We start from the raw sequence: 12,591 nt of genomic DNA, 5'->3' as shown, positions 1-12,591 counted from the left end.
ACAGATCAATCACTTAAAGTCATGTCCGAAATTTGGGGGCCACTTCTCTTTACGAGCTTAGAAGCGACAGCGTCTGCCATTGTAGTCAACAACCAAACTGCATCTATTGATAACCGTATGGTGGAGATGTTGGTTCAAGGTACAAAGAGCCTAGGGGTTTCCAACTACTTTATCGCGCTTCCTGACGGAACTCTTTACGATTCAGATTCAAAAGGTCTGCATCCAACTTTTAATGCTAAAAAGCTGCAAAGGGAGTGGTATGTAAAGGCGATGTCTGGGCAGGACCAAGTTGTCACTAAGCCGTTTAAAGCGAGCACGGGACAGATGTCTATTTCTCTCGTTATTCCGGTAAAACGAAACGGTGAGGTCGTGGCGATTGTTGGTTTGAGTCTGCTGATGAACGATTTGACTCGCTTCATTAATGGGTTGGCGGAAGACAGCAATGTTTTTGTTGCCCGTGAAGATGGTTACTTGATGGCGGCGTATGAAGAGCAGCTTGTCGGCGAAGATTTGTTTGAGTTACGACCTTCATACAAGCAGTATGCGAGTGATGCATCTAGCTCACACTCTTACACGGTTCCAGACCGTGGTGAGTTTTACGTTGTATCTGAACGTTCGAAAGCGCTTGGTTGGACCGTTTGGGCTTTCGCGAGCTGGGAAGACATTAAAGCTACGTCTCGTGAAGCAGTGATCACCAACTTAGTTTCTGGTCTTGTGTTCATTATTATTGGCACGCTAGGTGCGTCATTGTTAATTCAAAAGTTGTTGTACAACCCAATTGGTGGTGAGCCGAAAGAGATTGAACGTCTAGTCGACAAGATTGCGAATGGTGATCTGACTGATATTCCAGCTGCAAAAGGCAGTGACATTGGTGTGTATCGTTCAACACTGTTAATGGCAGATAAGTTGAAGACTATGATCACCGACATCAATTTGTCTTCGGAAGAGCTTATTGAAGCGTCGAGCAAGCTGGAGCGTTCATCTATCAAAGTGGATGGCTCATCTAAATCTCAAATGATGCAACTTGAGCAAGTTGCAACCGCAATGAACGAGATGACAGCAACGGTGGCCGAGGTTGCCCAGAGTGCGGTTGAGGCATCAAGCTCATCAAGCGATGCAAATAACAGCTCAGAGCAAGGTTTGACGGTTGTTGCTCAAATGAACTCTGATATTACGACGCTTGTAAACGACATCAACCAGGTCCAACAGGTGATATGTAACGTTCATACAGAAACGGAAAATGTCGGTGGTATTCTGGATGTGATTCGTGGCATTGCTGATCAAACGAACCTGCTTGCACTGAATGCTGCTATTGAAGCTGCACGTGCTGGTGAGCATGGTCGCGGTTTTGCTGTAGTAGCGGATGAAGTTCGCTCTCTTGCGACGAAAACGCAACAAAGCACCAATGAGATCCAATCGATGATTGAAGTTCTGCAAGAGCAAGCGAACAAGTCGGTATTGCTGATGCAAGATAACTCGGACAGTGCAAAACGCACGCTTGATAAGGCAGAAGAGGCGACGTTATCTCTAGACCAGATTCGCCATGAAATCCAGCGAATCCAAGATATGAACCACCAAATTGCCACTGCGGCTGAAGAGCAATCTCAGGTGGCGCATGAGATCAACGAAAGCGTGATTAACGTGAATGATCTTGCACGTGATACGACGGTAGATGTTCAAGACAATGTGGATACATCAGAAGCCTTGATTGCGATGTCGAATAAGCTTCGTGATAGTGTCAGCATGTTTAAGTTGAACTAAGTTATATCGTTCAAGTTTAAGACTTAACACCAACGAAAGAGAGGCGCATGCCTCTCTTTTTATTGCCTTTCATTGACTTCCTTTCCATTAGGTTTTTCAACAAATCTCGTTAAAACCTAAACTCATTGCACCAGTCATATACTCTGCTATGTTGGTTGTTTATTATACAAAAAATTAACAATCTAAATTTTTATACATTTTTATTGCATAAAATCTCTTTCTTGCTAGTATAACTCCCAGGTGACAATTAATGCAGTATGGCAGCATGAGTATTCAAGTTAAAAGTATCAATAAATCTTACGGCGATACCCAAGTTTTACACGATGTCAGTTTTAATTGTGAAAGCGGTGAAACGCTGGTGTTACTCGGTCCAAGTGGTGCAGGGAAGAGCTCTCTACTACGTGTTCTTAACCTTCTTGAAGGCGCGGATAACGGGCAATTAAACATCGCTGATGACGCATTCGACTTTTCAACTGAAATCAAAGAGAAACAAGGTTTAGCGCTTCGTCGTAAAGTGGGCATGGTTTTCCAACAGTACAATCTATGGCCACACATGACAGTGATGGAGAACCTGATTGAGGCTCCGGTCAAAGTCTCTGGCATGGATAAAGAAGAAGCGAAGAAGCAGGCAATGCAAATTCTCGCAACGCTGCATTTGGCAGACAAAGCGGATGCATGGCCGATGCAACTTTCTGGTGGTCAGCAACAACGTGTGGCGATAGCCCGTGCGCTGATGATGAAACCAGAAGTCTTACTTTTTGATGAGCCTACCGCAGCGCTTGACCCTGAAATTACGAATCAAGTGGTCAAGATCATTAATGATTTAAGCGAAACGGGAATTACACAAGTTGTTGTGACCCATGAGGTAGATTTCGCCAAGAAAATCGCTAGCCATGTTCTATACCTAGAAAAAGGGCACATCGTAGAGCACGGCACGCATGACGCATTTGTTAATCCGCAAACCACTCAGTTTGCCGATTACCTAAATCACTAAATTACGTTTTTAAAGTTCAGTCTATTTAACAGATAAGCTCGGCTGTCATTGCGAGTGTCAGCCCACTAAGTACACACGGAGTATTGCAATGAAAAAGATTCTACTAGCTTCACTAATCGGCCTTTTCTCAGCGAACGCAGCAGCACAAGAAGAGATCAAATTTGCGATGGAAGCGACTTACGCACCGTTCGAATACATGGATGAAAACAACCAAATCCAAGGTTTTGATGTGGATCTGGCGAACGCACTATGTAAAGAAATGGAAGCAAAATGTACCTTCCACAACCAGTCTTTTGACAGCCTGATCCCTGCATTAAAATTCAAGCGTTATGATGCGGCTATCTCTGCAATGGATATTACTGATGCACGTTTGGAACAAGTAAACTTTTCTGACCCTTACTACGACAACTCAGCAGCGTTTGTTTCTATCAAAGAAAAAGTGGCTGATCAAAAAGCACTAGAAGGTAAGCGTGTTGGTGTTCAAAACGGTTCAACACACCAAAGCTACCTGATTGAGCAAATGCCGGGCGTAACCGCGGTTCCTTACTCAAGCTACCAAGACGCGTTCATCGATATGAAAAATGGTCGTATTGATTCTGTATTTGGTGACACAGCAGTCGTAGCAGAATGGTTCAAGAAAGAAGACAACCTAGCTTACGTGGGTGAGCACGTCACTAACCCTAAATACTTCGGTAACGGTTTCGGTATCGCAGTAAACAAAGGTAACGACGAGCTAGTGAACAAGCTGAACACAGCACTGAAAACAGTGAAAGCGAACGGCGAATACGACGTAATCTACAACAAGTACTTCGGTAAGTAATATGGCACTAACGGGTTACTCTTTATCGCTTGTTCAAGCTAGTTGGATGACTGTCCAGCTAGCCTTCACAAGCCTTTTAGTCGGTTTGATTCTGGCAGTGGTATTCGCCAGTGGTGAAATGTCTCGCCGTGTTTTCGTTAAATGGCCAATGACGGCGTTTGTGACGATTGTACGTGGCTTGCCAGAAATCCTTGTCGTGTTGTTCATCTATTTTGGTTCGACGCAGGTTCTGTTTTTAATCACCGGCGACTTTATTGAAGTTAGCCCGTTCTTGTCTGGCGTGGTGGCGTTGTCATTGATCTTCGCCTCTTATGCTTCTCAAACTCTACGTGGCGCATTGAAAGCCGTTGGAAGAGGGCAAAGAGAGGCAGCAAGTGCACTCGGCATCAGTCAAGCACACGCTTTTGTTCGCATTGTTTTGCCACAAGCGGTAAGACACGCGCTACCAGGTTTAACTAACCAATGGTTGGTTTTGCTGAAAGATACCGCGCTTGTATCACTGATTGGCGTAACGGATTTATTGAAGCAAGCGCAGCTAACATCTGCAGCGACGCATGAAGCGTTTACATGGTACGCAACTGCTGCGGCGATTTACTTAGGCATTACTTTGATTACGCAACGTGCCGTAAAACTGATTGATAAGAAGTTCTCAATTCAAGGCATGAGTATGGGACAGGAGGCTACCGCATGAACGAACAACACGTTTGGCAAATGCTGGATGGCTTAGGCACTAGCCTTCAATTGACTGCCGCTTCTTTGGTGGTGGGCTGTCTCTTAGCTTTGATGATGACGCTGACTCTGATCTTACGTACTCCGGGTTTGCATTGGTTAAGTCGTGGCATCATCACCTTGTTTACTGGTACACCTTTGTTGGTGCAGATCTTCTTGGTGTATTACGGTCCAGGTCAGTTTGATGTCGTAAGAGAAAGCGTATTCTGGACATGGTTAAGCCAACCTTGGTTCTGTGCGATGCTAGCACTAGCACTCAATACCGCTGCTTACAGCACTCAGTTGTTCAAAGGAGCGTTTAACGCGATTCCTTCCGGTCAATGGCAAGCGTGTCGTGCATTAGGCATGAACAAAACCGCAACACTGAAAGTGCTTCTGCCATACGCTATTCGCCGTGCTGTTCCGGCTTACTCGAACGAAGTGATTTTGGTCTTCAAAGGCACGTCACTAGCAAGCACGATTACGATCATGGATCTGATGGGTTATGCGCAGCGCATTAACGCACAAACCTACGATACGTTGACGGTATTTGGTATTGCAGGCGCATTTTATTTAACGGTAAATGGTGTGCTAACTCTCATTTTCCGTCGGGTAGAGAAGAGAGCATTGGCGTTCGAAGCCGCATAATCCTTCAATCAACACTCATCATTTAGTTCCACAGTGCCTCTGCGAATGGCCCTCTTGCAGGAGCATTTTTTATATTCGTCATGGCAAACTCTTCAAGTTCCACCAAACTTAATTCAACCCAATTGGATTGGTGGCATCATGGAAAGAAGACACTTTTTAGCACTGTGGACATTGTTGTTCGCCCCCTCTTTAAAAGCGAAAACGCCAATGCGGCCGACGCCAGCACAAACAGAGGGGCCATTTTATCCAGTAGTGGATATTCCTCTTCGTCAAAACTTGATTCTGCAATCAGAAGGCTTGGTCGGTGAACCTATCGTGTTGCAAGGCAGAGTAGTAGATACATCGGGAAACCCTGTCTCAGGCATCAAAGTAGAAATCTGGCAATGCGATGGGCAGGGGATTTACGATCATCCTAAGCAATCAAATAACGATAAGTTTGATGCTCACTTTGCTGGCTTTGGCGCAGTCGAAACTCAATCGGATGGTCGCTACTTGTTTCAGACCTTATACCCTGTACCTTATGCTTCTCGCCCACCGCACATTCACGTTAAGTTGTGGCGAGATAATCAAGAACTTCTGACCACTCAGTTGTACTTGAAAGGCAATACTGGCGATGAATGGTGGGGAGGCAAAGCCCGTGATTATCTACAGTTTGAAACTATACGAATCGACGGGCGGTTAACGGGCGAATTTAACTTTGTGATTGGCTAGCTAATCCGGCTAAGCCATTAACTCCACCAATTGCGCCAAGCATTCTTTATCCAGTATTGGATGAGGCTCGACACCCGTGACCAGCACAATATCCACGGAAGGCAGCGATGGCATATCGTTTAAGATCTCGAGATCATCGCTAACGCTAATACTGCCCATAGCGCCGATAGCCATGCCTGAACGTACAATCGCTCTTTGTGCCGATGCTGTATTGCAACACGCCAGTAGTTGATAAGGGATACCACGTTTGGTTAATCCGTCTACCGCTGCCGCATGGTATTTGCAGTCGGTTTGGAAAAGGGCAAGAGGGAGAGGTTGGGCGGTCTCGATGTTAAAATCAGGGTGAGCAATCCACACGCCTTTGTCGCTTGCTAGCCAATAACCTTCTTCACTGTCCGGTGCTCTAGTCACAATAGCGGCGTCTAGCTTTCCTTCATCCAGCTTTTCTCTCAAGGTGATGCTGGGCTCACTGAAGACTTGAATCGAACACGTGGGTTCAGATTGTTGTAATACACGAATGACTTTAGGCAGGATATTGTCGTTGTAATCTTCTGGGCAACCTAAGCGAAGAGGACGCTTATTTTCATAGCGTTTCACCTGTTTCAGCGCTTGATTGTGTAAGCTGACTAGTTGCTCTGCATGAGAGCGTAGTGCCAATCCCGCTTCACTTAAGACAAGATTGCGACCTTCTTTTTCAAATAAGCTGACACTGAGCTCGTCTTCCAGCTTACGCATTTGTGCACTAAACGCTGATTGGGTGCGATTGATCTGCTTGGCTGCACGAGTGAAACTGCCCGTTTCTACAAAAGCAAGAAAGCTGCGCAACGCATCGATATCCATATCTAAAACTCATCCATCGTTTTTGTTGAAGTGTTCCATCAAAACTATCCGTTAGTCCCCTTAAATACAATCAGATATTGTGAATGGGTAATCAAAACACGAACCGCATGGAGGCGTCATGAAACTGTTTATTGCTAACCAAAACTACTCAAGCTGGTCACTGCGCGCATGGCTGATCTTTTCTCAATTCAAATTGGATGTGGAAGTCACCAAGCTCAAGTTATTCACGGAAGATTTTTATAAGACCTTGGAAGATATTACACCAACGGCGAAAGTACCGGTCTTGATGGATGGCGATGCAACAGTGTGGGATTCATTAGCGATTTTGGAATACGTAAACGAGCAATACTTGCAAAGTAGAGCATGGCCAAGCAACTCTGCAGAAAGAGCTAAAGCACGCGCCATCGCTTCAGAAATGCATTCGGGTTTCTTTGATTTAAGAAACGAACTCCCAATGAATATCCGCGCGCGCAGAAAAGTCGATTTAACTGAAGGTGCACGTAAAGATATTGCTCGCATTGACGCTATTTGGGCAGAACAAGCCAAGCTGCATCCGAACAGCCGGTTATTTGGAGAATGGTCGATTGCAGATGCTATGTATGCACCTGTGGCATTGCGTTTCCAAACTTATGGCATCGAGTTATCGGAAGGTGCCAAAGCTTACCAACAGAAGGTGCTAGCAAGTGAATCTTTACAGCAATGGTTGGAAGAGGCGAGTCAAGAAACGGATATCGTAGAAGAAGATGAAGCAGGGGTAGAGGTTTAAAGTCACCCCTCTACGGTGGTTGCTTAGTCTACGTCTAAGTAACCACTGTAGAGAAAGTGTCAGTAGAAATTAGATTGTTCCCTTTGGATTATTGCGCCTGACTGCACCAATTTATCTTTTGCCCATTACTTAGTTGTGCATAAATGCAACCTGCTTGTACGGCGATATTATTGTTGTCATAAGGAGAAGATGAGAAGTTAGCTATGATTTGGCTGCCATTCTCAAAGGTTGTCTGCTGGACCTTACCCTCAGAATCTAACCAAGAAAAATCCACTAACGCTTGGTTCCACAACTGTTGATGAATAGGAGCGAAGCCATCCTGATAGTGCTTTAGCGCTTGTATTCGTTTGCTTTGACCTGTCAGAGCTTCATCTCGAGTGAGATGTACCATCGCTGGGGTGTTGTACAACATCGCAGTTAGATCGCGTTCCATTTTTACATTGCTGAATTTTAGACTGTCAGTATGCCAATGATGAGAGTTAATCACTTCATCATGAAATACCGTTTGATAAAGGGGAACACGATATTGAGGTGCAAAGAGTAGTGAACGATAGGGCTCTTTTACTTTTGCAGATTTAAAGAAGTACTCTGGTTTTTGGTCTGGGTACCAACGACCGAGGTAATGCTCAGATTGGCGATGTTTCGTCATGTCGGCGTCAACCCAACCAAAGCCAACCGTTTCTAGACCGTGAGCAAATGCAATGCCTTTGGTGGTTAACCCGTTGCCGTCCTCAGAGCCCAAAACAAGGTCGCTTTGTTTTGCCAACCAACCTAATCTTTGATTAAACGCGTCTAGCATGTCACTTTCGCCACTGTTGTCGCGGTAATCCTCTCTTGCCATTGCGGTCGCATCGACATCCAAGAAAAGACTATTAAAGTGACCATATTTAACAATATCTAACATCCGACGCTTTACATAGTCCAATTGACAGTTCGGGTTGAGATAATATCCATTCCCTCGAAAGCCAGATTTCTTTTTTCCGCTAGCGAGTTCAATTGCGCACCCTAGGCGCATTTCTTCAGGCAAGTTTGCCGTTAACCAACCGTCGTTACTGCCTTTGTGAATCGCAGTGTTATAAGAATCGTATACGCCAACTAAATAGCCTTGTTGTTTCGCGGTATCTATAAGTTGTGGGTTATAGAAGCTTGGCATCCAATTATCAAAACCAAGCCAAAGGTGATCTAATCCCGCTTTGTGAAAGTTATCGAGCATGCCAGATGAAAGCGCTTGTCCCCAAGTATTTGTGCCATTCAAATAGTGACCAGCATGCATCGCTAAGTAGGTCTTAATAGATTGAGCCGAGCGGTACTGATCTTGGATAGTATTGTTGTCTAAGGTTGGATAAGAGACAGGGAACTTTGTCGTTAATGAGCCAATAATTGAATCGAGCAGCAGTTGCTTGTGATACTGGCTAAACCATTTTTGCTGTTTTTTTAGTGCGTCTAGCTCTTGTTTTGCGGAGCTTGGTACTGTCAAATTGGATTGTGTCAAATACCAACTCTTCAGACCCCACCAGTCTTTTACATCACTAATGCTAAGCGGACCTTTACCAAACAAATACACGTGGCTTGCTCCAACCAGTTTCTTTACATTGGCATTGCGTTTTGCTTTTGCACTGAGAGGATCTCTGAATCCTTCATGTTGGCGCCATAGACGATATGCTTTTGCTCCGCTCAACTGCGTGTCATCAATCGATACTTGCAACTTAAAGGGTTCATCTTTATTAAGTTGCGTAAATTGATGGCTCGCAGACATGTTAATTCGTCCATTGACGCGTTCGAAGTTGAGCAGGTTATTGGTTGGTGTTGTAATGAGATAGTTGATGTACTTGCCGTTTTGTTCGACTGTCCAAAATGGCATTTTGAGATCTTGTGTCGTGTTTGAACCCGAATAGTTATCTTCGAGGAACGCAGCCCATTGCGCGTTAGAGATAGGAATTCGCATTCCCTCGCTAAGGGGTAATAGAAGCGTTTGGCTTCGATTTTCATTGAGATCAAACCAATTCAGAGACATTGGTTTTTGGCGAGAAACGGTCGTGTTTGATCCAGAGTTAAAGGAAAGGTCGAGCCTAGAGTCTGATAATCTTGCTGTGACTTCTATTTGGCTAGGAATAAGCTTCCAAGAAACAAGATTCTTTGCCATTTTAAGAATCTCATAACTTTGTTGCTTCTGTTTGTCGACGGTTAATGAGGCTTCGTTTATGGATAATGTATTCCAACGAATTTCCAGTGTTTGCGGTGCAATATAGATTTGGTTGTTTTGATCGTGAAGGTGTATAGGTCGGGCAAAACTTGGTCTGATTGCGATAAGACTAATACTACTAAGAAAAAGAAACAGTAAAACTTTTTTGGGTGACATAATTAAACTCCAGTTAACGATAACGTCATTTAATCGAAGTGTGTTATTGCGCTTGTCACCTATATGTCTCTATTTATCGATAGGGGATGGCTAATCGCTGAATATACTCAATTTGCACGCCATTTTGAAACTCAACTAATTCAACACTTGCAGTCAAGTGTTTTGCTTTGTCCTCGGTGAACGGTTGTTTAGGAATGCCTTCAAGAGAATGGGTAAATGGGATCGTACTGCCTAGCAAATTGTAGTTCTTATCAAACCATTGCCACGTTGCCATGGCTTTTGGGCAAGATGAGACGCTACTTGGCAAAGTTGTTTCGACTATTCTGTGCCCTTCTTTATTTTCCAGAGATAACCATGGTGCACTTTCCGGAATTGCAATCAGTAAATCGATTTTCTGGTTTCCAAGAGATAAGGTGTAAATTCCCGAGACTGGTTTTTGCAGCAGGTCAATGCTCTCGATTTCTTGATACTGTGGGTTGGCAATCAAGTTACCTTTAAGTAATGCAACACCATTTGGCGATGTGAGTGTAACGGATTGATTTTTCGTGTATTGCTCAACAGAAAGGCGGATTTGATAACCTTGAGAGGTGAGCCCAAATCGCCTAATCACACCAAGCGTGAGTTGTGACGTCAATTTCTTCCCTGAACTCAGCTCCGTTCCACAAGCGGTTTGGGATAGGAGTTCATTCTTGATAGGAACCCAGTATTTGCTACTGATTTCATTCTGACGTAGAGCGAGAAAAAGCTCTTGCCAAGCCAACTGAGGCTGATGAGTCAACGTGGCTTGATAAGTATGTTCCAGCGGAGAGGCTGTAAATAGGTTTGCGTGAGCATAAGTCGACAAAACCGTCCCCGCACCGGCTAAAGCGAATAGGAGCCTTTTGCATACTCGTGTCATTTTTGTTCCTCACGGAGTCGATAACCTACACCGCGATGCGTTTCAATGTTCAAGCTTGGCAGTTTTTGTCTCAAGTGCAATATGTGGTTGTCTACGGTACGAGTGCTGGGAAAGGCTTCATACCCCCAAATTTTGTTCAGCAATTCATCTCGGTGAAAAACTCGCCCTTGGTTTTGAACTAACAGCAATAGTAACTGGAATTCTTTCGGTTTTAGCGCAATGTTCTGCTGTTTAACTCGCGCTACTCTTTGCCCTAAATCCAATTCGATATTCTCGTACGTCAACAAACTAGAACCAAGAGGGCGCAATTGAGTGAGTACTCTTGCAAGTAACTCCTCGCTAGAAAATGGTTTAGTAACGTAATCTTTTGCGCCAGCCATTAGTCCTTCAATACGCTGCTCAACCTCTATTTTTGCCGTTAAAACGATAACAGGTACCGCTTTCAGCAATAGCCACTGAGCTAAGTGTTGTAAACTATCTCCGTCATTTAGCTGACGATCTAAAATTATCACATCCGCTTTATACCAGAGTTTATTGGCTTGTTCGGCATTGGTCGCCCACAAACACTTGAACTGATGAGATGTGAAAAAGGCAACCAAGCCTTGACCGAGTAGTTCATCATCTTCAATCAGCAGAATGGTCTTCATAAGGTAGCTCCAATATACAACGAGTAGGGTTACGAAGAATGATGAGTTTTCCATTCGCCATCTTCATTAAATGTTTCACAATATCTAAACCAATTCCCATGTTGTTTGAATGAGCCGCTTTTGAAGGAAATAACCGTTGCCAATAAGAAGGGAACTGACCTTCATCTTGCACTTCTATCGTCAGTGTCTGAGAAACTTGAACATGCACAGTGATGGCTCCGGCTCCATGCTGTTGAGCGTTTTTGACTAAGTTTTCAAGACAAATGGTTAACCAGTAATAAGGTAAGCTAAGTTGCTTTTCTTGGTTGAGTTGATATCTCACATTATTTTTCTCACAACAGTAGGTTAGCCACTCTTCTAGTGATGCGGTTTGATACAACAACTTATCTGATGTTGAGGTGCTCAAATAGGTCTTACTGTTCTCAGTAAGTTGCGAAAGGCGCTGATAATCTGAAACCAAACGCCAAAACGTATCTTGTAATGTCTCGTCCATATCATCAAATTGATGGCGAAATATATCTACAGTTAGCCCTAAGCTAGTGATAGGGGTTCGAAGTTCATGAGTGAGCAACTGTAAAATAAAACGTTTTTCTCGACGTTGTTTATGCTTTAAAAAGCTCAGTCGAGCAATAAAAGCTAAGCAAATGCCTCCTAAAAGAGTAAGCACGATCTGCCATGAAATTGTCGATGTGTTTCTTTCTGCGATGCATAAATTACTGTAAGTAAAAGCGCAACTCTCACCTTGTAAAGACAGATTGGCTTTTTGAGCTAGCGGCTGCCAAACCGAAGCAGACACCGCTTTTAAGCCACTTTCATTCCCAAGCCATAGGGTATCAGCCTCTAACCATGCTCGATAACCATTTAGCAGGGCATCTCGTCCTTGCGGAGAAAGGGAACCCAGCTTCCGATGTAAGGGGTTAATTGGGTTGGAAATTGTGGTGAATGGTGCAATTGCCATTAATGATTGTGGCTCAATGTTATTATATTTTTTGAGGTATCGATCTGCATAACCACCGCCTGCTGGGTGCATGACATCGTTTGAGCTAAACCAGTCCGGCTTTAATTGTTTTCCTCTACAAAGTGCCAGTTCAAACTCTATCGCTCGGTTAAGTTTGGCGTTATCTGACTTTATGCTTTGGCATTGGGTCGCGGCGGCGTTTAAGAGTCGTAAATCATGCCAAGTAAACGTTTTGAAGTCGGGATAGAGTGCACTACTTTTTAATAAGGCTGGTGGATAACGACTCAATTCGTTCTGTGTAAGGGCATATGGAGTGTTTTGCCATGTATTTTGGTAGAGCTCTTGCCAGCGATTTTGCAAGGTTTCTCCATGCGCCAAGCATGACAGTAAACTGCCAAACAATAAAAAAGATACGCGCTCAAACATGACAAACCTTGGTTTCAAATAGACCCTCGAATTCTAGAGCTATTTCACTGAGTTT

12 protein-coding genes are annotated in these 12,591 nt (G+C 44.1%); 7 read left to right on the top strand and 5 right to left on the bottom strand.

Going from position 1 to position 12,591, the window contains the following annotated elements; translation table 11 throughout:
• The 6 genes from AACR11_RS17310 to AACR11_RS17285 all read left to right on the top strand — a co-directional run.
• Positions 1-1,761: methyl-accepting chemotaxis protein (locus tag AACR11_RS17310; RefSeq protein WP_079324942.1), on the top strand; the 1,761-nt coding region annotated here is incomplete at its 5' end.
• A gap of 265 nt (positions 1,762-2,026) precedes the next feature.
• Positions 2,027-2,755, top strand: a complete 729-nt coding sequence (gene artP / locus AACR11_RS17305; RefSeq protein ID WP_005450159.1) for an arginine ABC transporter ATP-binding protein ArtP — start codon at positions 2,027-2,029, stop codon at positions 2,753-2,755.
• 88 nt (positions 2,756-2,843) lie between these two features.
• Entirely contained in the window at positions 2,844-3,575 is a 732-nt protein-coding gene (locus AACR11_RS17300; RefSeq protein ID WP_029790703.1) for an arginine ABC transporter substrate-binding protein, read from the top strand.
• A 1-nt stretch (position 3,576) separates the two neighbouring features.
• Positions 3,577-4,266, top strand: a complete 690-nt coding sequence (artQ, locus tag AACR11_RS17295; RefSeq protein ID WP_005388570.1) for an arginine ABC transporter permease ArtQ — start codon at positions 3,577-3,579, stop codon at positions 4,264-4,266.
• The gene (artM, locus tag AACR11_RS17290; protein ID WP_079324938.1) at positions 4,263-4,931 is read left to right on the top strand and encodes an arginine ABC transporter permease ArtM; all 669 of its coding nucleotides are present in this window, start codon (positions 4,263-4,265) and stop codon (positions 4,929-4,931) included. The genes artQ and artM overlap by 4 nt, the downstream gene beginning before the upstream one ends.
• A gap of 138 nt (positions 4,932-5,069) precedes the next feature.
• Positions 5,070-5,642, top strand: a complete 573-nt coding sequence (locus AACR11_RS17285) for a dioxygenase family protein (RefSeq protein WP_029790705.1) — start codon at positions 5,070-5,072, stop codon at positions 5,640-5,642.
• 9 nt (positions 5,643-5,651) lie between these two features.
• Here AACR11_RS17285 and AACR11_RS17280 read toward each other — a convergent pair whose 3' ends face one another.
• Entirely contained in the window at positions 5,652-6,482 is an 831-nt protein-coding gene (locus AACR11_RS17280) for a LysR family transcriptional regulator (RefSeq protein ID WP_029790706.1), read from the bottom strand.
• A gap of 118 nt (positions 6,483-6,600) precedes the next feature.
• On the opposite strand from AACR11_RS17280, the gene AACR11_RS17275 reads away from it, so the two are divergent.
• Complete coding sequence (locus AACR11_RS17275; protein ID WP_029790707.1) at positions 6,601-7,248, top strand: glutathione S-transferase family protein; 648 nt, start codon at positions 6,601-6,603, stop codon at positions 7,246-7,248.
• 88 nt (positions 7,249-7,336) lie between these two features.
• On the opposite strand, the gene AACR11_RS17270 is transcribed toward AACR11_RS17275, so the two are convergent.
• The 4 genes from AACR11_RS17270 to AACR11_RS17255 all read right to left on the bottom strand — a co-directional run bounded on the left by AACR11_RS17270 (position 7,337) and on the right by AACR11_RS17255 (position 12,536).
• Positions 7,337-9,607 (bottom strand): glycoside hydrolase, encoded by a 2,271-nt coding sequence (locus AACR11_RS17270; protein WP_029790709.1) that lies wholly within the window; start codon positions 9,605-9,607, stop codon positions 7,337-7,339.
• Positions 9,608-9,680: 73 nt separating this feature from the next.
• Positions 9,681-10,505 carry a DUF2861 family protein gene (locus tag AACR11_RS17265; RefSeq protein WP_029790710.1) on the bottom strand — a complete coding sequence of 275 codons (825 nt, stop codon included), beginning with the start codon at positions 10,503-10,505 and terminating at the stop codon, positions 9,681-9,683.
• Positions 10,502-11,152, bottom strand: a complete 651-nt coding sequence (locus AACR11_RS17260) for a response regulator transcription factor (protein ID WP_005531518.1) — start codon at positions 11,150-11,152, stop codon at positions 10,502-10,504. Before AACR11_RS17260 ends, AACR11_RS17265 begins: the two co-directional genes overlap by 4 nt.
• Positions 11,130-12,536: an ATP-binding protein gene (locus tag AACR11_RS17255; RefSeq protein WP_029790711.1), complete on the bottom strand. Its 1,407-nt coding sequence runs from the start codon at positions 12,534-12,536 to the stop codon at positions 11,130-11,132. Before AACR11_RS17255 ends, AACR11_RS17260 begins: the two co-directional genes overlap by 23 nt.
• Positions 12,537-12,591: the final 55 nt, after the last annotated feature.

The sequence above is a fragment of the Vibrio sp. L85 genome, assembly GCF_963871815.1.
GTDB classification, from domain to species: Bacteria; Pseudomonadota; Gammaproteobacteria; order Enterobacterales; family Vibrionaceae; genus Vibrio; species Vibrio harveyi.
This window is presented reverse-complemented; position numbering and strand designations above follow the sequence as displayed.

What these genes read in the sequence shown, in the direction of transcription:
- artP (WP_005450159.1), top strand. Translation starts at nt 2,027, where the DNA reads ATGAGTATTCAAGTTAAAAGTATCAATAAATCTTACGGCGATACCCAA.
- AACR11_RS17300 (WP_029790703.1), top strand. Translation starts at nt 2,844, where the DNA reads ATGAAAAAGATTCTACTAGCTTCACTAATCGGCCTTTTCTCAGCGAAC.
- artQ (WP_005388570.1), top strand. Translation starts at nt 3,577, where the DNA reads ATGGCACTAACGGGTTACTCTTTATCGCTTGTTCAAGCTAGTTGGATG.
- artM (WP_079324938.1), top strand. Translation starts at nt 4,263, where the DNA reads ATGAACGAACAACACGTTTGGCAAATGCTGGATGGCTTAGGCACTAGC.
- AACR11_RS17285 (WP_029790705.1), top strand. Translation starts at nt 5,070, where the DNA reads ATGGAAAGAAGACACTTTTTAGCACTGTGGACATTGTTGTTCGCCCCC.
- AACR11_RS17280 (WP_029790706.1), bottom strand. Translation starts at nt 6,482, where the DNA reads ATGGATATCGATGCGTTGCGCAGCTTTCTTGCTTTTGTAGAAACGGGC.
- AACR11_RS17275 (WP_029790707.1), top strand. Translation starts at nt 6,601, where the DNA reads ATGAAACTGTTTATTGCTAACCAAAACTACTCAAGCTGGTCACTGCGC.
- AACR11_RS17270 (WP_029790709.1), bottom strand. Translation starts at nt 9,607, where the DNA reads ATGTCACCCAAAAAAGTTTTACTGTTTCTTTTTCTTAGTAGTATTAGT.
- AACR11_RS17265 (WP_029790710.1), bottom strand. Translation starts at nt 10,505, where the DNA reads ATGACACGAGTATGCAAAAGGCTCCTATTCGCTTTAGCCGGTGCGGGG.
- AACR11_RS17260 (WP_005531518.1), bottom strand. Translation starts at nt 11,152, where the DNA reads ATGAAGACCATTCTGCTGATTGAAGATGATGAACTACTCGGTCAAGGC.
- AACR11_RS17255 (WP_029790711.1), bottom strand. Translation starts at nt 12,536, where the DNA reads ATGTTTGAGCGCGTATCTTTTTTATTGTTTGGCAGTTTACTGTCATGC.